General features: G+C 34.4%; 26 protein-coding genes. 2 read left to right on the plus strand and 24 right to left on the minus strand.

All coding sequences use genetic code 11. The features are described from left to right. Nucleotides 1-47: 47 nt before the first annotated feature. The 15 genes from DWY37_RS11740 to DWY37_RS11805 all read right to left on the minus strand — a co-directional run bounded on the left by DWY37_RS11740 (nt 48) and on the right by DWY37_RS11805 (nt 10,864). On the minus strand, nt 48-470 hold the full coding sequence (locus DWY37_RS11740) for a hypothetical protein (protein ID WP_147339152.1): 423 nt from the start codon (nt 468-470) through the stop codon (nt 48-50). Nucleotides 471-736: 266 nt separating this feature from the next. Then, nucleotides 737-1,375 carry a hypothetical protein gene (locus DWY37_RS11745; RefSeq protein WP_118544523.1) on the minus strand — a complete coding sequence of 213 codons (639 nt, stop codon included), beginning with the start codon at nt 1,373-1,375 and terminating at the stop codon, nt 737-739. Between the two features lie 51 nt (nt 1,376-1,426). Beyond that, nucleotides 1,427-2,734, minus strand: coding sequence for an esterase/lipase family protein (locus tag DWY37_RS11750; RefSeq protein WP_118544522.1), 1,308 nt, complete (start codon nt 2,732-2,734; stop codon nt 1,427-1,429). A gap of 87 nt (nt 2,735-2,821) precedes the next feature. Next, nucleotides 2,822-3,412: a hypothetical protein gene (locus DWY37_RS11755; RefSeq protein WP_147403594.1), complete on the minus strand. Its 591-nt coding sequence runs from the start codon at nt 3,410-3,412 to the stop codon at nt 2,822-2,824. Between the two features lie 40 nt (nt 3,413-3,452). Next, the gene (locus DWY37_RS11760; protein ID WP_118544520.1) at nt 3,453-3,935 is read right to left on the minus strand and encodes a hypothetical protein; all 483 of its coding nucleotides are present in this window, start codon (nt 3,933-3,935) and stop codon (nt 3,453-3,455) included. Further along, nucleotides 3,916-4,797: an RHS repeat-associated core domain-containing protein gene (locus DWY37_RS11765; RefSeq protein ID WP_118542556.1), complete on the minus strand. Its 882-nt coding sequence runs from the start codon at nt 4,795-4,797 to the stop codon at nt 3,916-3,918. Before DWY37_RS11765 ends, DWY37_RS11760 begins: the two co-directional genes overlap by 20 nt. After that, nucleotides 4,683-5,333, minus strand: coding sequence for a hypothetical protein (locus tag DWY37_RS16145; RefSeq protein WP_118542554.1), 651 nt, complete (start codon nt 5,331-5,333; stop codon nt 4,683-4,685). The genes DWY37_RS11765 and DWY37_RS16145 overlap by 115 nt, the downstream gene beginning before the upstream one ends. Nucleotides 5,334-5,361: 28 nt before the next feature. Then, entirely contained in the window at nt 5,362-6,060 is a 699-nt protein-coding gene (locus DWY37_RS11770; RefSeq protein ID WP_118544518.1) for a hypothetical protein, read from the minus strand. Between the two features lie 63 nt (nt 6,061-6,123). Next, a complete protein-coding gene (locus tag DWY37_RS11775; RefSeq protein ID WP_118542588.1) occupies nt 6,124-6,834 on the minus strand; it encodes a hypothetical protein in 711 nt (236 codons plus the stop codon). Between the two features lie 48 nt (nt 6,835-6,882). Next, nucleotides 6,883-7,584: a hypothetical protein gene (locus DWY37_RS11780; protein WP_118544517.1), complete on the minus strand. Its 702-nt coding sequence runs from the start codon at nt 7,582-7,584 to the stop codon at nt 6,883-6,885. Nucleotides 7,585-7,671: 87 nt separating this feature from the next. Next, nucleotides 7,672-8,364 (minus strand): hypothetical protein, encoded by a 693-nt coding sequence (locus DWY37_RS11785; RefSeq protein WP_118542522.1) that lies wholly within the window; start codon nt 8,362-8,364, stop codon nt 7,672-7,674. Between the two features lie 40 nt (nt 8,365-8,404). Beyond that, nucleotides 8,405-9,115, minus strand: a complete 711-nt coding sequence (locus tag DWY37_RS11790) for a hypothetical protein (RefSeq protein WP_118542520.1) — start codon at nt 9,113-9,115, stop codon at nt 8,405-8,407. 17 nt (nt 9,116-9,132) lie between these two features. After that, nucleotides 9,133-9,834 carry a hypothetical protein gene (locus DWY37_RS11795; RefSeq protein WP_118542518.1) on the minus strand — a complete coding sequence of 234 codons (702 nt, stop codon included), beginning with the start codon at nt 9,832-9,834 and terminating at the stop codon, nt 9,133-9,135. Between the two features lie 5 nt (nt 9,835-9,839). Beyond that, a complete protein-coding gene (locus tag DWY37_RS11800; RefSeq protein WP_118173287.1) occupies nt 9,840-10,106 on the minus strand; it encodes a hypothetical protein in 267 nt (88 codons plus the stop codon). 50 nt (nt 10,107-10,156) lie between these two features. Beyond that, on the minus strand, nt 10,157-10,864 hold the full coding sequence (locus DWY37_RS11805) for a hypothetical protein (protein ID WP_118544515.1): 708 nt from the start codon (nt 10,862-10,864) through the stop codon (nt 10,157-10,159). A gap of 386 nt (nt 10,865-11,250) precedes the next feature. Here DWY37_RS11805 and DWY37_RS11810 point away from each other — a divergent pair, with 386 nt between their 5' ends. Beyond that, on the plus strand, nt 11,251-12,354 hold the full coding sequence (locus DWY37_RS11810; RefSeq protein ID WP_118542410.1) for a CPBP family glutamic-type intramembrane protease: 1,104 nt from the start codon (nt 11,251-11,253) through the stop codon (nt 12,352-12,354). A gap of 73 nt (nt 12,355-12,427) precedes the next feature. Here the strand turns inward: DWY37_RS11810 and DWY37_RS11815 are convergent, their stop codons facing one another. The 5 genes from DWY37_RS11815 to DWY37_RS11835 form a co-directional block, all read right to left on the minus strand. Beyond that, nucleotides 12,428-12,700, minus strand: a complete 273-nt coding sequence (locus tag DWY37_RS11815; RefSeq protein WP_117842055.1) for a Fur family transcriptional regulator — start codon at nt 12,698-12,700, stop codon at nt 12,428-12,430. Between the two features lie 18 nt (nt 12,701-12,718). After that, on the minus strand, nt 12,719-12,856 hold the full coding sequence (locus tag DWY37_RS11820) for a FeoB-associated Cys-rich membrane protein (RefSeq protein ID WP_117699280.1): 138 nt from the start codon (nt 12,854-12,856) through the stop codon (nt 12,719-12,721). A gap of 28 nt (nt 12,857-12,884) precedes the next feature. After that, nucleotides 12,885-15,050, minus strand: a complete 2,166-nt coding sequence (gene feoB / locus DWY37_RS11825; protein ID WP_118057173.1) for a ferrous iron transport protein B — start codon at nt 15,048-15,050, stop codon at nt 12,885-12,887. A 161-nt stretch (nt 15,051-15,211) separates the two neighbouring features. Further along, complete coding sequence (locus DWY37_RS11830) at nt 15,212-15,433, minus strand: FeoA family protein (protein WP_022242378.1); 222 nt, start codon at nt 15,431-15,433, stop codon at nt 15,212-15,214. A 19-nt stretch (nt 15,434-15,452) separates the two neighbouring features. Further along, nucleotides 15,453-15,665, minus strand: coding sequence for a FeoA family protein (locus DWY37_RS11835; protein ID WP_117699278.1), 213 nt, complete (start codon nt 15,663-15,665; stop codon nt 15,453-15,455). A 220-nt stretch (nt 15,666-15,885) separates the two neighbouring features. Between DWY37_RS11835 and DWY37_RS11840 the strand changes: the two genes are divergently transcribed. Next, on the plus strand, nt 15,886-16,248 hold the full coding sequence (locus tag DWY37_RS11840; RefSeq protein ID WP_117699268.1) for a metal-dependent transcriptional regulator: 363 nt from the start codon (nt 15,886-15,888) through the stop codon (nt 16,246-16,248). A 2-nt stretch (nt 16,249-16,250) separates the two neighbouring features. On the opposite strand, the gene DWY37_RS11845 is transcribed toward DWY37_RS11840, so the two are convergent. The 4 genes from DWY37_RS11845 to DWY37_RS11860 all read right to left on the minus strand — a co-directional run. Further along, entirely contained in the window at nt 16,251-16,925 is a 675-nt protein-coding gene (locus DWY37_RS11845) for a YoaK family protein (RefSeq protein ID WP_118057172.1), read from the minus strand. Nucleotides 16,926-17,049: 124 nt separating this feature from the next. Continuing rightward, nucleotides 17,050-17,772: a hypothetical protein gene (locus DWY37_RS11850; RefSeq protein ID WP_118057171.1), complete on the minus strand. Its 723-nt coding sequence runs from the start codon at nt 17,770-17,772 to the stop codon at nt 17,050-17,052. A gap of 11 nt (nt 17,773-17,783) precedes the next feature. After that, nucleotides 17,784-18,416 (minus strand): hypothetical protein, encoded by a 633-nt coding sequence (locus tag DWY37_RS11855; RefSeq protein ID WP_118057170.1) that lies wholly within the window; start codon nt 18,414-18,416, stop codon nt 17,784-17,786. A 142-nt stretch (nt 18,417-18,558) separates the two neighbouring features. Beyond that, a partial coding sequence (locus DWY37_RS11860; protein ID WP_207663678.1) for a hypothetical protein occupies nt 18,559-19,054 on the minus strand: 496 nt, incomplete at its 5' end.

Here is a 19,054-nt window from a genome sequence, read left to right on the forward strand (position 1 = left end):
CTCATCTCCATATTGAAGTCTGCAACTGACCAAGTCACCTTTTAACATCATCTGGTAAACAATTCCATATGTTCTTTCTGTTTTTCTGATAAAGCATGCTCTTCATCCATTATACATATCTCCATATATTTCAAGTCTCCCTTTATATAAAACATAATGTATACCTGATAATCTTCATCCTGCCCTTTTTCTACCGAAGAGAAATAATAAATTATATAAGATGGTTTCTCCGTATTTCCTGCGGTCACATCTCCCCACAAGAATCCTACTCCATCCTGGATTCCCTCTAATATCTGACTGAATGAATTTGCTGACTTTAACTTTTTTAAATCCTCTTCATCAAGGAAAGTTATCAAGCTGCTTTCATCAACATTGGACAATTCAATTCCATAAATCATATAGGTGTTTTCCTTTGATTGTATCAGAAATTCATTATCCGTTTTGTAACGCTCAGACTCTTCACTATTCATATATTCCTTCGGTATGCTTGCAGCAACCTGTGACAAATGTATATAATAATACTTTACATAATGTTTACTTATTAAAGTATATATTAAAATAATTGTCCAAAAAATTGCTATTTCTATTGAAAAACAACGAAATCTTTTCATGAGTTGCTCTTTCCTGTTTTTTATTCTAAGCATCCTTGTTCTTCTCCTTTGACTTCATTCTGCACTATACTTTTCTTCCACATGCAATTTTATATACTCTGTTTTTTTATCAAAATAGAATATTTCTACTTTTTATTAGCCTGTTCATATTTTCTGAAATAATAATACATCATACCAGCATCAACCCACAAAGATGAAAAAATTGCAATTGAAAAAAGTAACACAGCCACAATCGCACATGTCTCATTATGACCTATACCTTCCATTTTTGAGCCGATTTGTTTTCCACATATTCTCAATGTAGCAATGGTTAGCATTGCTACCGATGCTGCAATTTCTCTACTATATGACACTTTTTTCTTTTCTTTTTCATACCATCCATTGCGTATTCTTTTTTTCACTAACCAAAAGCGTCCGAAATAGCACAATGCAATCAGTATTGTTCCCATTATTCCTATTATCAAATAATTATTGGGTTTGCTCATCATTTCAATAAAGCCCCATCCATCTACAAAAAAAATCATTCCCCAAATTTCTCCATGAACAAAGCTACAAAATACACTTCCATATTTTTTTCTCTCCATCCTTGAACATAGAATCAGCAGGCAAATTTCTATTATTACGCAAATAGCAAATACCTTCCGTGAATTCAATATTTGTATGCCTAAAAAGATTACTGTTAATAAGAAAAATCCAATCTGATCATCCCATAATGTTGCCTCGTATTTCTTTTTTGTTTCTAAAAAGTCCTGTATTTTTTCCATTGTATTCTGCCCCTCTTGGCGATGCCTCTATCTCCTTTTGAATATTTTATATTACTCTTTATTCGCTTCCATATATTCAATTATGTATGTTCCAATTTTTTCCGAATACCATGGTATATCTATCCCTTCTTCAGGTTTTCTTTTCCCTTTTTGATTCAAATATCCCATATATGTCAAGTTATTTGCTGCCCTATGATTTCTAAACCCAACTCTCATCGTAGCATCTATATCTGTTAATATCTTAAACGTTATTTTGGGATTCTGCACCATTGAGGCTATCTCTTTTCCGTTATAATTCCAATCAGTTTCTGATGCCATACACAAAACCGGATTTTTTATTTCCAACATATTTGAAATCCAAAATTCTGCTCTCTTATTAAATAATTCTTTATCTGCTACAACCACATTTCCTTCTTCTAATAACTTTTCTACTTTTTCATATTCTCCTTCTATATCTCTTTCCTTAACTTTTCTACTTCTACCCCACTTATCCATTTTTCTTCTAGCTATAATCCGTTGTTTTCCCGTCTCTCCACCACCAAATAACAAAATTAGCCCCTGTGGCTTTATCTTTTTTTGTAGCAATAATAAAATATTACATGTAATACTATGACCGATAAAATAAATTGGATGTTCTCCTGTTTCACTTTGAATTTCATTAATCACATCCACTATTTTATTTAACAATTCTTCAAGTGTCATATTTCTGTTGGCTATTATTTTAGTTTCAAAACGAATAACCTGATATCCTTCATTCGTCAACTGCTCTGCCAAACTTTTATACGCGCCCACATTAGATAAATATTCTATTCCATTTGATGTCTTTCTAAATATATTCCCATCTACATCAATTGTAGTAAACACGGTTGCCGGAAAAATATACACCGTTCCTTTTATATCCTTCTTACATTTGTTAGATAATATAACATATTTTGAAAACAGTTCGCATACAATTTCTTTTTCTTTGTGCGATATATAAACCGTTTCACGTACATGCACCTGTTTTGTTTCATTTCTTTTTTCTCTGTATGCTGCTGATACAATGATAAAAATTTCTACAAATAAAATGCCTAGAACTGCTCCACTTAATATATATTGTAAATGAACCTTTAGCTTATAATTTGCAAACAGATAAATACCTACTACCCCGACCGTAAACAACAAATACATAATTGTTCCAATTAATATTACCATATCTACCTTATGTACATTCTCTCCAATCAGTAAAACTTTTTTCAATCCTCGCGGAATATTTTTGATTGTAGTTTTGGTATCGCTATCTTCACTATTAAAACCCCTTATGCCAATTCCTATACCTATGAGCGTTATAATCATGAAAATATAAATAAAATTTGTCACTTTTTTTCTCCTACCTAACAAACCAGACTATCTTATTTCAATAGTCAATCCTTCATTCCAGTATCTATTTCACATTTTTACCCCTTATCATCGACCTGTATATAACCACATATGTTCTTTCTGTTTTTCTGATAAAACATGCTCCTCATCCATTACACATATCTCCATATATTTTAAATCTTCCTGTATATAGAATATAATATATACTTGGTAATCCCCATCATGTCCTTCTTCTATTGCAGAAAAATAATAACATGTATAAGATGATTTTTTTGTATTTCCTGTAACCACATCTCCCCACAGGAATCCTACTCCATCCTGGATTCCCTCTAATATCTGACTGAATGAATTTGCTGACTTTAACTTTTTTAAATCCTCTTCATCCAGGAAAGTTATCAAGCTGCTTTCATCGACATTGGACAATTCAATTCCATAAATCATATAAGCATTTTCCTTTGATTGTATCAGAAATTCATTATCCGTTTTGTAATGTTCAGACTCTTCACTATTCATATATTCCTTCGGTATACTTGCAACAACCTGTGACAAATGTATACCAGAATACTTCCCATAATATGTGCTTATTAAAGTATCTATTAAAATAATTGTCCATAAAATTGCTATTTCTATTGAAAAGCAACGAAGTCCCTTCAAGATTTGTTCTTTCTTATATTTCACTCTAAACACCCTTGTTCTTCTCCTTTGACTTCATTCTGCACTATACCCCCCTTCCACATGCAACTTTATATACTCTGTCATTTTCATCAAAATAGAATGATGTTGAATAAATACCATTTTGAACCGCATATTCATTTTCTTCCTCATTACTTAAAGTTTCCTTTAATCCATATGCCAGCATAACTTCTTTTTTTGATGAGCCTACCCCAATTTGTAAAATTCCAAATCGAATACCAGAATCCGTAATTCTAACACTTTCCATATAATTTCCAATAAAGGTATATTCTATATTTTCAAATTTAATATCCTCGCAATTTCCATATAGTTTTTCCCTGTTAACAGGCTCCCCATCTTTTTCTAAAATTTCCTGTTTGCTTTGGCGGAAAAAACAATTAAAATCGTGTAATCCATATGTACCGTATTTCATTTTAAGAAATATAACTAATACTATAAAAATAAGAACCATAATACCTATAACTACCATCTTCCTTTTCCCCTTTCTTCTATTCATCACATTTTCCATCTAATTTACCCTCCTTATATCTAAGCTTTCCCATCGGTTCAAAAAACCATCTATTTTCTACCGATATTTTTATATAACTTTTCTGTATATTGGATAATCGATCCTCATATTCACCATATTTACTAAATGGTCTCGTCCATGTTGGACCAAATGCCACATTTCCGTCATATGCATAAACATCACCACTCACTATCTTAGATAATTCTGAAGCGATATTAGAACCTGCTATAAAGTATGTACTCAAATTTCCTGAATTGCAACCATATATATTCAAGTTTTCTATCTCTTTATATGATAAATCTGATATTCCTTTAATAGCTTTACCTGATTTATTTTTCCCTGAAATACTTAAAGCTTCTGTCTCTGTGTTATCTATAAAAATAAATGTTGTTTCATTTGAATGAGTATATATTTCTACATCCTCAATATTTGCAATTCCATCTGGTGTCATTCCCATATGATTCCAACCATCTACGAAATCATTTGCATTTGCAATTGGTATCATTACGACATTTTTGCCTTCACTCTCTAACTGCTCTTTTTTCCAATTTGCCTGATCTGTAAAATCAGAATTCTCTCCAGTTGTATAAAAAATGTACGATACCGTCTCATCACATTTTAACATATCCATCAATGCCTTTATCACACCTGCAGTTGGTTCCATACCATTCAAATCAACCAAATCCAACGGTCTGTTCCAGCAATAGTTATAATGGTTCATTGTATATGGTGCAGCAATATGCCCCTTTATAAAGTCTTCACTGATAAATCTGCCAACTCCGGCATCATATCGTCTTGCCTGTGCAAAGTATAGTGCACCAACGCTGTCCATCTGATAACCGGTAAATCCGAAGCTTTGCAAAGAATCTTTAAAGATATCTTTTGCAGTCCGAATATCATTACCAAATTCGTCAAATCCGTAGACTTCCTCGCTTCTTCTGCCTTTCCATCTTTAATTAAATTTCTTACAACACTCTGCTGCATTTGGTCTAATCGTTCCCTGTCAGCCTCCAGTGTTGTTCTTAATTTTTCTATATCAAGATTTCCACCATTCGGATTAATATTATCTGCTAAGTCTGTAAAATATGTAATTATTGCATTTCCTGCCGTTACCAGTCCGGCAACTGTTCCGATATATCTGGTATCAACTTGCTGTACATCTGAAAAAATTTGCTCAATCTCTTCTTTTGTTGTAGAATGCTTGCTTATAATATTCTGATAATATCCTTCCATATTATCCAAATAGTCTGAAATACCAAGTTTGCTCAACCAGTCCTGTCCCGCCTGATTAAACTCTCCTTTTCCATTCTCAATTGTTTCCCATACACCGGAAGCAATAACATCATCAACATATTGCATTAACAGTTCTTTTGCCCCTGGCGAAAAATCTCTCATCATATTTTTCTCTCCCGTTCAATTTCATTTTTTACAAGTTGTCCCAGGTTTCTTCTGTTATAGAAAACACCTCTTTCGGATAATAAATGTTTACCAACTCTCCTCCTGTAGATAAATCCTTTGCAACAACATGAATTGACCACTCTGCATTCCCATTTAATATCTGATACATTTCTGAATTAAAAAATATAATCATTAGTTCTGCCGTAAATGTAAGTCCGTTTGCCTTCTGAGCTACCTGACAATTAACTTCGGTATAATCATCCGAAACCGATATTTTATACAATTCATCTTCATCTGTTTTTTCTAATTCATTACTAATATTTTTTTCGGCTTTCTTTATCCATTTTTCCTTTTGTTTTTCATTCAACTCTATAATAATGTTCTTTTCGTCATCCAAATATATATATTGGCAATACTCAGTTGCTCCACGTATTTCTTTTATAAAATCAGTTGCATTCGTATATATAGCTGTAATTTCAAATTTCTGTAATCCTGTGTTATCGTAATTCTTGTAATAATCCTTCGTCAAATCATAATTTTCATTTATTTTTTTTATTTCCATTCCAAACGAATTTTTATCTGCACTTAATATAATTGTATCCTCTTCTTCTCCTGTTTCTGTTTTCTCCGGTATTACCTGCTCCTTTTTATATATTACAAGCGCTGCCACAATTCCTATTAACAATATGGCTATTACTATAATTCCTGCTATGTTTTTCTTCTTCATTCTTATTTTCTCCACTTTCTTATGATAATACCGCTGAAATTGCTATTGATACTCCACCTATTTTTACAGGTTGTCCCATGTTTCAATTGATAAGTTATAATCCTCATCTGGGAATTTTATATTTTCCAATTCATTTCCTGTTTCCATATCAGTTACGATAATCTGTAATGACCAGTTTTTGGTTCCATTCAATACATGATATATTTCTGAATCATATGTCAAAGTCATAAGTGAGCTCATCTTTGCCGTAAAGGTACTTTGACTGTTTAATATTTCTTTTGATACATCCAGATAAAGTATTTTGTAATCATCACTAATTCTAAAATGATATAATTCTTCATCCTTATTTTGTTCTATTACTCTTTTTATATCCTTTTCTGTTAACTCCAGCCAATTTTTTCGCTGCTGCTCTGTTATCTCTGCAACCAGTCCCTCTTCTTTACTTTCATATCCATATTGGCAATATCCGGATTCTCTCATCTCGGCAATATACGACCTTTTATCCGTAAAAATAACTGGAATGATATACTTTTGTAGTCCTGTATTGTCATAATCTTTATAATAATTTCTTGTCAAATCATAGTCTTCATTTATCTTTTTTATCTCTATTCCGAACGGATTCTCATCTGCACTTAATACTACTGTCTCCGGTTCTTCCCCGACCTGTGATTTTTCCGGCACCATCTGCATCTTTTTATATACTATCAGTGCAGCCACTATTCCAATTGCAAACAATGCTATAATGATTATCCCCACTACATTTTTCTTTTTCATTATTATGTATCTTCACTTTCCTATCTTTTGTATAAAATAATTACCATTTTACATATTGTCCCAATTTTCAATAGATATATGATATCCCTCTTCTGGGAAATTTATATTCATTAATTCACCACCTGTTTCTAAATCTTTTCCAACAATGTGTATTGCCCAATCTGTTTTTCCATTCAGTACCTGATATATTTCCGAATCATATATCAATGACATAACAAGTGCTGTATGTGTTGTTGTTTTTCCATTTAGTATTTCTTTTGAAATTTCCAATTGAAGTTCTTCATAGTTATGAGTAAATTTAAAACTATAAAACCCTTTTTCACCTTGTCCTATAATTCTATTGATATCATTTACAGTATAATTAAGCCACTCTTCTTTCTGCTGCTCTGTCATTTCTGCTATTATATTATCTTCCTCATCTATATAACCATATTGACAATATCCTGATTCCCTTAACTCGGCAATATATGTCCTTTCATCTATTGCAATATTAGGTATAACAAATTTCTCCAATCCATTATTATCATAATTTTTATAATAATTTTTTGTCAGATCATAATTTTCATTTATCTTTTTTATTTCTACTCCGAACGGATTCTCATCCATACTTAATACTACTGTCTCCGGTTCTTCCCCGACCTCTGGCTGTTCCAATGCTGTCTGTTCTCTTTTATACTGCATCAGCGCTGCAGCTATTCCGATTACAAATAATGCTATAATGATTATTCTTACTATGTTTTTCTTTTTCATTCTTCTTTTCCTTCTAAAGTATATAATTGTTATATTTTAATTCTTTCGCCTATCTTTAATGAACTAAGATTATTCTGTTACTGCATTTTATTCATCCCACATTTCTGCTGACAAATTCCATTCTTCCTTCGGAAAATTGATATTAGAAAGTTCTCGTCCCGTTTCAAAATCTTTTGTCACTATATTAACTGACCAATTATCATTTCCATTAAGTATCTGATATATTTCAATTTCCTCCAGCAAACGCATTATATTATCCATAACTTTCGTAGCATGTGCATTAATTGATACATCAGCTTCAATCATCGTATAATTCTCTGATACAGAAAATTTATACAAATCTTCTCCATCAGCCGATAATACTGTTTTATGAATAACCGCCTCTGTATTGCCAATCCAATCTTCTTTCTGCTGTTCCGTCATTTCTGCTATTATATTATCTTCCTCATCTATATAACCATATTTACAATATCCCGATTCCCTTAATGCTATAATGTATGACCTTTCATCTGTAGTGATATTAGGTATAACAAATTTCTCCAATCCCTTATTATCATAATTTTTATAATAATCCCTTGTCAGGTCATAATTTTCATTTATCTTTTTTATTTCTACTCCGAACGGATTCTCATCCGCACTTAATACTACTGTCTCCGGTTCTTCCCCAACCTCTGGCTGTTCCAATGCTGTCCGTTCTCTTTTATACTGCATCAGTGCTGCAGCTATTCCGATTACAAATAATGCTATAATGATTATTCCTACTATGTTTTTCTTTTTCATTTTTCTTTTCCTTCTATATTTTCAAAATATATGTTCCTTATCATTCGTTTGTTTTTACTTTTTCCCACATATCTGGTGATAGACGAAATTTTTCTTTTGGAAATTGAATATTCATCATCTCTTTCTGTGTTTCCATATCATTTACCATAATATGAATCGACCACTTCTCATTGCCATTAAAAATCTGATATAGTTCAGAATCATAAATTAATACTATAAGTGCTTCTCCCACTTCATCAATCAATGCACTTTGGTCAATATCCAACTTGATAACTGTATAATCATCTTCAACTGTAAATTTATATAACTCTTCGCTTTCCAGTGAATTCAGCTCTTCATCGATTTCATCTATGGCTCTGTCGATCCATTCTTCTTTTTGCTTTTGAGTCATCTCAATATATACTACTTGCTCTTCTTCATCTAGCCAGGCATACTTGCAATATCCTGATTCCCGCAATTCTACGATATATTCTCTTTCATCTGTAAAAATCCCTGTTATTTTAAATTCTTCCAATCCTGTATCATCGTAATTTTTATAATAATCCCTTGTCAGGTCATAATTTTCATTTATCTTTTTTATTTCTACTCCGAATGGATTCTCATCCGCACTTAATACTACTGTCTCCGGTTCTTCCCCGACCTCTGGCTGTTCCAATGCTGTCTGTTCTCTTTTATACTGCATCAGCGCTGCAGCTATTCCGATTACAAATAATGCTATAATGATTATTCTTACTATGTTTTTCTTTTTCATTTTTCTTTTCCTAATCCTTATGGAGCTACCAAAGCACCCATTATTGACGCTCCACCCGTGGGTGCCATAAATACCACTGCAACTGCCCATTTTGTCAAAAAATACAAGCCATATGCTATTCCTAAAACTATAGCTAAATCGCGAACCTTTTCTCCATCTATCTGATACTCATGTTCTGGTATAGGATTCCTTTCCATAGCTGTTTCTTTTACCGTTATTGGAATTGCCTCCCATTCTGGCATTTCTGTATTGTTTGCTTTTTTTACTTCAATAGATGAAGCTACTTTTACATTATCTTCAAGAGTTTTTTCAATTTCATACTTCACACTTGATGTTCCTGGTGATATACCATGTCCTAATGACACTTCCATATTTCCTTCGGTTGCAATAATTGAAACTGAAGCCTCACCATCTTCGCTCAATTCTCCTGCTACTGAAAGTTTATTATCAAACAAATATTCACTTGATATTTTAAAAGACTGTAGCATTGTCTGTTGTTTCTCTATTGCAAAGTTAATCGTTGATTGGTTTCCAAAATTTGTTGTTCCCTTCACGCTGACACAATAGGTTGCCGTCATATCTACCCCTAGTGGAACTGTAACCTCATATAATCCATCCTCTAATTCTACTTCCGGAATGATTGATAGTACCCATGCTGCAATACGGTTTATATACTCTAATTGCTCCTTTTTAGAAAGTGCTTCAAATTCATCATACATCAGATTTAATCTTGAAACGGAAATAATATACTCTGCTGCATTTTGTCTAATCGTTCCCTGTCAGCCTCCAGTGTTGTTCTTAATTTTTCTATATCAAGATTTCCACCATTCGGATTAATATTATCTGCTAAATCTGTAAAATATGTAATTATTGCATTTCCTGCTGTTACCAGTCCTGCAACTGTTCCGATATATCTGGTATCAACCTGCTGCACATCTGAAAAAATCTGCATTAACAGTTCTTTTGCCCCTGGTGAAAAATCTCTCGTCATATTTTTCTTTCCTCTTATATCAAAACATTCTTAATATCATACTAAGCAATTTATATATTTTCCCAATTTTCATCCGATAAACGGAATCCTTCATCCGGATATTCTATATTAATTAATTCTTTTCCGGTGTCCCAATCCTCTGTAATAACTTGAACTGCCCAATCTGTATTTCCATTAAGGACCTGATATATCTCCGAATGATATAACAATGCTGTAAGATAAGACATAAAAGAAGTCATTTTCTCTTGGTCTAATACTTCTTTTGTAACATCAATTTGCAAAGTTTTATAATCTTTCTCAAAATTAAAATTGTATACTTTACTTTCTTTTTGTTGCTGTAATATATCATCTATTTTTTCTTTTAACTTACTTATCCATTTTTCCCTTTGCTCCTTAGTCATTTCTACTACTATATCCTGACTATCATCTATATAAACATACTGGCAATACTTTGTTTCTCTTATTCCAAATATGTATGATTCTTCATCCATAAACGCAATTGGAATAACATACTTTTTCAATCCTGCGTTATCATAATTCTCATAATAATCCTTGGTAATATCATAATTTTCCGGTGCATCTGTTGTTGTCATTCCAAACAAATTCTCATCTGCACTCAATACTACTTTTTCTGACGCCAGAACATTTTTCTGTTCATCCGAATATGTCTGTTCTCTTTTATACTGCATCAATGCAACAGCTATTCCGATTACAAATAATGCTATAACAATTAACCCTGCCACATTACTTTTCTTCATGTTTAAGCTCCTCTTTTATCAGGAGAACTGCCTGTTTTTTACAGGCAATCCTCCCAACTTATTTTTGCAATTATGTTATATTAAATTGTTTTATAAATTATTTGGGATACTTGCCGGAGAATTCCGACATATATGAACTTCCTTATTCTATAAAAGATGTAAGTGTTATTTTCATAGCCCACACTCCCATTGTTTACTCAACAATCACTTAATAGCTTAAACATTTTACTTTTTTCTGTCAATTAGCATTTTAGATAAAACACACTATTGTATTTGTATGATTTTCACAAAAGGGAATTATATATCATTTACATTTCATTATGTACTTCCGGAAATGTATGCTATAATGAACGCATATTTTATTTACTAAGGAGAGGTATTTTACAATGAAAGAAAAATTTAAAAATCTGTCAGCACCCGTTGGGATCGTGCTGTCTGTTGTAGCGGTTATTCTTTTTACCGGGTTACTGTTGGGACTTGGTTTTGTTATGGGAAAAATCCCGGTATTAAACGAACAAAACGACTACCTGCTTCAGGCAATCGCAGAATTTATCATTCTGATTGTTTTCCTGATTATAACCTTTGTGATTGGTTATGCCCGCATCTTTACGGAAAATGTTGCCGGCTGGCTCAGAAGTTTATATACCGGCGGTTTCTTTGTGGTTTACTGTCTGTTCAGCCTTATTGCACAGATTTATCTTTGCAGTATGTCAAAAGCGGGAAATGTAAGACCTGCTTTGGAAATTATTTTCTATGTAGTTGCTATTTTTCTGGTTGGACTGGTAGAAGAACTGGTCTTTCGAGGTGTCATTTTTAATCTGTTACTGAACAGTTTTCCAAAAACAAGAAAAGGCATTACCGGTGCCATTGTTTTAGGCGGTGTTCTCTTTGGTCTGATGCATTTTGTAAATATCCTTTCCGGAGTAAAATTTACAAGTGCGCTGATTCAGGTTATCTCTGCTGCTTTGATGGGTATTTTATTCTGTACGATATATGCATCTACCCGCAATTTCTGGATGCTTGTCATTTTCCATGCCCTTGTTGATTTTGCCAGCCTGCTTTCCACCGGAATTTTCGATGCCGGAAATATTGTGTCCCAGATCAATACTTTCTCTGCAATTAATTCCCTGTCATTTATCCTGCTGGCAATTCCAATGTTTGTTATGCTGCGCAAATCAAGACGTATCCGCTTAGAGATGCTCTATAACAACGTTCCGATTTATGATGATGAACACGAAGCAAAGATGCTTTCCATTGTATCTCTTGTTCTTGGCATCATCAGTCTGGTACTTTCCTGCATCGGCTATCTGATTGGACTTGGTATTGTGGGCATTTTTGCAGCAATTCTTTCCAAGAAAGCCAAGCCATATAACAACTCTATGGCTACTGCCGGAATGATTACTTCCATCATAGGAATTATCCTTTCTGCCATTGCTGTGGTTCTTCTCAGCGTGGTCTACTCCAGCGATATGATGGCGCAGTTTATGTAAAAGTTCAACATGGAAAGCCCGGATTGCTCCGGGCTTTTCTTATACATTGTTTAAATTTTTTCGGATACGAGGGCTATGCTTCTTCTGCCTTGTCATCCAGATTTACTACGATTATATTTTTTCTTGTAACTGCGCCAATCTCTTCCAATGCATTGAGCATACGGTATACGGTTGCTGTTCCAATGCTTTTGTCCTTCTTGGACGCTCTGTAATAAATTTCCTTACAACTGGAGCAGTTATCTTCTAAGATAATATCCAAAAGAATACGACGCTGCTTTGTCATCCGGCATCCCCGGTCTTTCAGCATCTTGATTATCTTGTCTCTGGTCTGTGTCGTCTGCGTCATGCCTGCCTCCAATCTAGATTAATGGCAATGTCCATCACAGTGCTTGCAGTTCACACCACACTGCAGTGATTTTCCTGCCTTTTTGTCTTTTACCATGCTTCGAATTATAAGTGCAACGACTGCTACAACTACAGTTCCAACAATAACTGTACCCATCGTAATCACTCCTTTCTGTTATGGCGGATTATTTTGCTTTTACTGTTACATTTAATGTCTGGCTTTCCTTATAAGGACGGAACAAAAGATAAATGAATCCGATGATTAAAAGGAATGCGACTACTGTTCCAATTCCAAATGTTCCTGCTGTAATTAAGGAACCAATCTGGAAGATACATAAGGATACAACATATGCAAGGATACACTGATATCCGATTGCGAACCAGAACCATTTTGTATTGTTCATCTCACGTTTGATTGCACCCATAGCTGCGAAACATGGTGCACACAGTAAGTTGAATACTAAGTAAGAATATGCTGCAAGTGCAGTCATGCTGCTTGCAAGGTTACCCCAGATTTCTGCTCCGTCTTCTGCAACTTCTGCAAATCCGAATAACTGTCCGATTGTTCCTACTACGTTCTCTTTTGCGATTAATCCGGTAATAGCTGCAACTGTCATCTTCCAGTTACCCCATCCAAGAGGTGCGAAAATCCATGCAACTGCATTACCAATCTTAGCTAAGATACATTCTGCCTGAGCAGCTTCCAGCGCGGTTCCTTCCAGTCCGTCAAAGCTTAACATTCCGAAGCTTCCGTCTGTCCATCCAAAGTTCATTAAGAACCAGACTACGATAGTTGATAAAAGGATGATGGTACCAGCCTTCTTAATAAAGGACCAGCCTCTCTCCCACATGCTTCTTAATACGTTTCCAACTGTTGGCCAGTGATATGCCGGTAACTCCATAACGAATGGTGCCGGATCTCCAGCGAACATCTTTGTTTTCTTTAAGATAATACCGGAGCAGATGATTGCTGCGATACCAACGAAATATGCACTTGGTGCAACCCATGAAGCTCCATCAAATAATGCACCTGCGATCAATGCGATGATTGGAAGTTTTGCTCCACATGGGATAAATGTTGTTGTCATAATTGTCATCTTACGGTCTCTGTCATTTTCAATGGTTCTTGATGCCATAACTCCAGGAACACCACAACCACTACCGATTAACATCGGGATAAATGATTTTCCGGAAAGACCAAATTTACGGAAGATACGGTCCATGATAAATGCAACACGGGCCATATATCCACAGGACTCTAAGAATGCCAGGAAGATAAATAATACCAGCATCTGAGGTACAAATCCAAGAACTGCACCAACACCGGAGATAATACCATCTACAATAAGGCCTGTCAGCCAGTCTGCACATCCGATATTTTCAAAGAAACTCTGTGCTGCCGGAATAATCCATTCACCAAATAAGGTATCATTGGTCCAGTCTGTCAGAATAGAACCTACTGTTGTTACAGATACATAATATACAATCCACATAACTACTGCGAAGATTGGCAGTGCCAGCCAGCGGTTTGTTACGATACGGTCAATCTTATCGGAAGTAGAAAGTTTTTTCTTGCCATTCTTGGTAATACACTCACCAATAATGCTTGAAATATATACATATCTTTCATTTGTGATAATACTTTCGGTATCATCATCAAATGCATCTTCCATTTCTTTGATTTCTGCAGATACATCTGCTTTCTGTTTCATCTGCTCTGCAATCTTATCATCCTTCTCAAGAAGTTTGATTGCAAAGAAACGTTTCTGTTCTTCCGGAATGTCACTTCCTAATTTTTCTTCTGCTTTGCGGATGATGTCCTCCGCTTCTTTCGAGAACTCATGTACCGGAGCTGCTGCTTTCTGTTTTGCTGCTTCGATTGCTTTCTCTGCTGCAGTCATGATTCCGTTTCCTTTTAATGCAGAAATCTCAACTACTTCGCATCCTAATTTTTTAGAAAGCTTGTCGATATGTATCTGGTCTCCGGATTTCTTTACCAAGTCCATCATGTTTACAGCCATGATAACCGGAATTCCCAGTTCCATTAACTGTGTAGAAAGATAAAGGTTTCTCTCGATGTTGGTTCCATCTACAATATTTAAGATTGCATCCGGACGTTCGTTAATCAGGTAATTTCTTGCAACAACTTCTTCCAGTGTATATGGTGATAAGGAATAGATACCTGGTAAGTCCATGATTGTTACATCCTTATGACCTTTTAACTTTCCTTCTTTTTTCTCTACAGTTACGCCCGGCCAGTTACCTACGAACTGGTTAGAACCTGTCAGAGCATTAAATAATGTGGTTTTTCCACTGTTGGGATTTCCTGCTAATGCAATTTTAATCGCCATCTTTTTTACTCCTCTTTTCTTCTTTCTTTTATCATTTTTAAATTTCCTGCATAGAGCCTTTCTATGCTGTTAGTCCGATATTTCTTTTGTTAGTCGGGCTGTTTCAATGTTAGCTTAGCATTCCTTATGTTAGCATTTACTAACCTATATGCAAAAAAAATTTATTCTACTTCAATCATTTCTGCATCTGCTTTACGAAGAGAAAGCTCATAGCCACGAACTGTCACCTCTACCGGATCACCCAGTGGAGCAACCTTTCTTACATAAACGTCCACGCCCTTGGTAATACCCATGTCCATGATACGTCTCTTTACCGGTCCCTCTCCGGACAGCTTTTTCACCTTTACGGTCTGACCGCAGGCTACTTCTTTTAATGTCTTCATAATTTCCTCCTTCTGGCTGTTACACCATAATCTTATTTGCCATGTCTTTTCCAATTGCTACTCTGGATTCTTTGACATTTACAATCATATTTCCATTTACCTCAGATACTACTGTTACTGTACCACCGGCAACAAAGCCAAGGTTCTCAAGAAATCTTCTTGTTTCTTCTTTACCGCCGACCTTCTTAATTACGTTCGGCTCTCCTTCTTTTACCATAGATAAAGGCATCATACTCTCCTCTTTTCTATTGTGCTATTGTTAATTTTTTCTCATTTCATTGGTTAGTATATTCTAACTATCATTAGTTGTCAAGAACGTTTTTGAGAATTTTTTATCATTAAGAAGCATTTTTTAGATTCATTTTATGATTTGATATGTTCGGCTTAATATGTTATACTTACCTAAATTCATGTATTATTATAGAAAAAAACATTAATGGGGGTGTTGTTATATGGCAACAAATGAATCAGCAGAAAATTATCTTGAGACTATTCTTATGCTGAGCAAAAAGCTTCCTGTGGTTCGTTCTGTAGATATTGCCAATGAACTTGGCTTTAAGAAATCCAGTGTCAGCATAGCAATGAAGAATTTAAGAGAAAAGAATCATATTACGGTAACCGATTCCGGTTTCATCTATCTTACCGATTCCGGTCGTGAAATTGCAGAAATGATTTATGAACGTCATGAATTCCTTTCTACCTGGTTAGAAAGTCTTGGTGTACCAAAGGAAATCGCAACAGAAGATGCATGCAAAATGGAACATGTTATCAGTAAAGAAAGCTTTACCGCAATCAAAAAAGCTTTGAAGCAGTAATACTACTGCTCCAAAGCTTTTTCTTTGTCTACAAACATCATAATGAATGCCATGAACAACACGGCTGCACATATCAAAATTGCTTTCTCTGCCAATAATTTCACAAAGGCATTTCCAATAATCGCCCCTATTATAAACATCAGGATAATGCCATAATACAGCATTCCTTTAAACGCGGATTCTTTATTCTTCGTATAATGGAAATCACACCAGTTCTGTGTCCCGCTTCTTAAGTTTCCGATGCACATCGTGGTTGCAATTCCATTGCCATGTATCTTCCGGAAGCTCTCCACCTGTATTCCACATGCCAGTGATGTTAAGCTGTTGGCTGCCAGATTCATGCTCTGTGGAAAAAAGCATACCACAAATAGCACCAGTGCTTCACATAATACAGAAAGCTGCCGCCAATGAAACAGGCTCTTATCTTTTGCATGTACCCGTACTACATCTGCCAGCGCTATTCCCACCGCAAATGCCAGCACCGGAAACAGATAACGCAGTGCCATTCCCCAGTTTCTCTCCGATAAATTGATTCCGAGCAATAACATATTTCCCGTCTGCGCATTAGCAAATACTTCATCCCTGCACATATAGGAATATGCATCCATAAATCCTCCAGCCAACGCCAGCACGATTCCAAGTTCTATTGATTCCGACATCTGTCTGGAACGCCTCATAATTATCATCCTCTCATCCTTGGTTTTCTTCTTATTATACTATGGGTGTCAAGGGGGATTCTATACTATAATATATAGATGACATCTTATGTTTTCATTTCTTGCCCTATAATACACCTTCTTCTTAACTTCGCTTTGAATTTGCTTTCAAAGATTCTTCCGCTATTTTGCTAAATTGAAATGGACGTGCATCAGGTTCTTCAATTCTCTTAATTCTCATATTCTTTCCAATTAACAAAGAATAATCTTTCTTCATACATTGAAACACTTTCCGATAACTTTCATATGCTATCTTTGAAGACTCATATAAATTAATAAGCCATTTTATCTCGTGATATTCCCATATAGAAATATATACCTCATCAGAAGAGAAAAAAGTTTCAAATAATTTTTTTCCACCATTTTGTTCGTTTACCATAAAGTTTTCCTGGCTTGCAAACAATGATTGTGGAACATGATGCCCCCAATTTCGCTGTTCTCTCATAGCATCAAGCAAATCTATTATTTCTTTTTCTAATGGTCTGAGTGTAAATTCTTCGTTTCCCTGTGTTACCTTTTTAGCTAATATTTTTCTAAATTGTCTATAGGAAACAGCATTTTTCGTTTCGTCTCCCAATATATTACAAATATACATTGTAAGACATTCTATTCTTTCTGCATATGCTTGATAAATAGTTGTTTTTATTTTATATTTTCCCTCATATTCCTTTAACAATTTTTCCACATCATTAATTGCATTTTTTAAACGATTCATTCTTTTATCTGTTAATACAATCATTTGATTCAAAAAAATAATTGCTTCCCTTTTATTATTAATAGGACGCATTTTCATTTGCTTGTATTCCATAATACTATCCCCTATTCTTTAGATATATCTTTTTTCTTTATTTTAGTTGATAGGAATACTTCCTTAAATCCAATTACAAACCCCATTACAATCATACATATCCCCTCTATTGCCAATACTAAAACAAAGAAAAAATCTATATATGCAAAAATTTTAGCACATTTTCCATTTGCATATCTCACTATAAAAGTTAGCACATATATAACTATTAGCTCAAGCGCTATTCTTAGCATATTTTTTTCAAATAAACTTAAATATTTATATGTCGTAATTATATTTGAATCCAAATATCCTAATCGTCTTCTTATCTTCGTATTCATTTCGTCTATATTTTTTTTAAATTTTTCATATGCCCTATTATTAAATTTAGTATCCTCCAAAGTTTCAAATACTCTTAATGTAGTTTTATCTGCATATTTCCTATATTTAGTTAAATACACTTTACATTTCTCTATATTTTTCTGAATATCTATATTACTTTTTGTTATACAATAAATTGGATAGTATATTCTATTATAGGCTATTTCTAATTTATCTAGCGGAATATTCTTATAATATTTATATTTTGTAATAAAGAAAGTAATCAAACCTGTTGCTAATACTGCTATTAAACTATCCAATTTTTCCAACATTTCCATAAGCATATTTATCATGCCTCCCTTTTCAATCCATAATATTACGATCACTTATTTTCTTCTAACTAATTAAGGCAGCTACTCTTTTTGAATCATCTTCATATCCATTTTTTAGATAATCACGTAATAATTCTAATTCCCTTTTCACAGGCTACCATTGATTGGCACCACCAATATACTGACTGCCAAAACTCTTCTGAGCAGCAGTCTTTCCTGTAATCATTATAGTTCCACTTCTAACTTGGAACTGCTGAATCCCCGTCATTCTATTCCACTCATATGGTAAAGCTAAATTCTGACGATTTGTTAAAGGTGAAAATGTTTCAAATAAATATCTTCCCTCTGTATTTGCATTTCCGCCATAAAATCTCAAACCATATGTACTGTCTCCAGCAGTTTGAAGTTTTATTGTTTCTACATTGAAAGACTCCAATATCTGTTTTCTATATACTCTTGGAACACCCTGACTCTGTAAATATTCTGATGCTTGCTTTACACCATCATAAGAATACACCGAGTTACTACCACTCTCCCCTATATTCCCCAACTGCTGCGGTCTTTTTACGTTATTTACTACTTCCAGCTCTGCCTCATTGAGCGTTCCATATGTTGCCATTCCGGTTAGTGAACCAACTACAAAGCCTGCC

This window comes from Roseburia sp. AF25-13LB (assembly GCF_003478915.1).
In the GTDB taxonomy this organism is placed as follows: Bacteria; Bacillota; Clostridia; order Lachnospirales; family Lachnospiraceae; genus Roseburia_C; species Roseburia_C amylophila.

What these genes read in the sequence shown, in the direction of transcription:
- DWY37_RS11815 (WP_117842055.1), bottom strand. Translation starts at nt 12,700, where the DNA reads ATGACGCAGACGACACAGACCAGAGACAAGATAATCAAGATGCTGAAA.
- DWY37_RS11795 (WP_118542518.1), bottom strand. Translation starts at nt 9,834, where the DNA reads ATGTATGATGAATTTGAAGCACTTTCTAAAAAGGAGCAATTAGAGTAT.
- DWY37_RS11840 (WP_117699268.1), top strand. Translation starts at nt 15,886, where the DNA reads ATGGCAACAAATGAATCAGCAGAAAATTATCTTGAGACTATTCTTATG.
- DWY37_RS11850 (WP_118057171.1), bottom strand. Translation starts at nt 17,772, where the DNA reads ATGGAATACAAGCAAATGAAAATGCGTCCTATTAATAATAAAAGGGAA.
- DWY37_RS11760 (WP_118544520.1), bottom strand. Translation starts at nt 3,935, where the DNA reads ATGGAAAATGTGATGAATAGAAGAAAGGGGAAAAGGAAGATGGTAGTT.
- DWY37_RS11790 (WP_118542520.1), bottom strand. Translation starts at nt 9,115, where the DNA reads ATGAAAAAGAAAAACATAGTAAGAATAATCATTATAGCATTATTTGTA.
- DWY37_RS11745 (WP_118544523.1), bottom strand. Translation starts at nt 1,375, where the DNA reads ATGGAAAAAATACAGGACTTTTTAGAAACAAAAAAGAAATACGAGGCA.
- DWY37_RS11805 (WP_118544515.1), bottom strand. Translation starts at nt 10,864, where the DNA reads ATGAAGAAAAGTAATGTGGCAGGGTTAATTGTTATAGCATTATTTGTA.
- DWY37_RS11820 (WP_117699280.1), bottom strand. Translation starts at nt 12,856, where the DNA reads ATGGGTACAGTTATTGTTGGAACTGTAGTTGTAGCAGTCGTTGCACTT.
- DWY37_RS11830 (WP_022242378.1), bottom strand. Translation starts at nt 15,433, where the DNA reads ATGAAGACATTAAAAGAAGTAGCCTGCGGTCAGACCGTAAAGGTGAAA.
- DWY37_RS11810 (WP_118542410.1), top strand. Translation starts at nt 11,251, where the DNA reads ATGAAAGAAAAATTTAAAAATCTGTCAGCACCCGTTGGGATCGTGCTG.
- DWY37_RS11785 (WP_118542522.1), bottom strand. Translation starts at nt 8,364, where the DNA reads ATGAAAAAGAAAAACATAGTAGGAATAATCATTATAGCATTATTTGTA.
- DWY37_RS11800 (WP_118173287.1), bottom strand. Translation starts at nt 10,106, where the DNA reads ATGACGAGAGATTTTTCACCAGGGGCAAAAGAACTGTTAATGCAGATT.
- DWY37_RS11845 (WP_118057172.1), bottom strand. Translation starts at nt 16,925, where the DNA reads ATGAGGCGTTCCAGACAGATGTCGGAATCAATAGAACTTGGAATCGTG.
- feoB (WP_118057173.1), bottom strand. Translation starts at nt 15,050, where the DNA reads ATGGCGATTAAAATTGCATTAGCAGGAAATCCCAACAGTGGAAAAACC.
- DWY37_RS11740 (WP_147339152.1), bottom strand. Translation starts at nt 470, where the DNA reads ATGAATAGTGAAGAGTCTGAGCGTTACAAAACGGATAATGAATTTCTG.
- DWY37_RS11835 (WP_117699278.1), bottom strand. Translation starts at nt 15,665, where the DNA reads ATGATGCCTTTATCTATGGTAAAAGAAGGAGAGCCGAACGTAATTAAG.
- DWY37_RS16145 (WP_118542554.1), bottom strand. Translation starts at nt 5,333, where the DNA reads ATGATGAGAGATTTTTCGCCAGGGGCAAAAGAACTGTTAATGCAATAT.
- DWY37_RS11770 (WP_118544518.1), bottom strand. Translation starts at nt 6,060, where the DNA reads ATGAAGAAGAAAAACATAGCAGGAATTATAGTAATAGCCATATTGTTA.
- DWY37_RS11780 (WP_118544517.1), bottom strand. Translation starts at nt 7,584, where the DNA reads ATGAAAAAGAAAAACATAGTAAGAATAATCATTATAGCATTATTTGTA.
- DWY37_RS11855 (WP_118057170.1), bottom strand. Translation starts at nt 18,416, where the DNA reads ATGCTTATGGAAATGTTGGAAAAATTGGATAGTTTAATAGCAGTATTA.
- DWY37_RS11775 (WP_118542588.1), bottom strand. Translation starts at nt 6,834, where the DNA reads ATGAAAAAGAAAAATGTAGTGGGGATAATCATTATAGCATTGTTTGCA.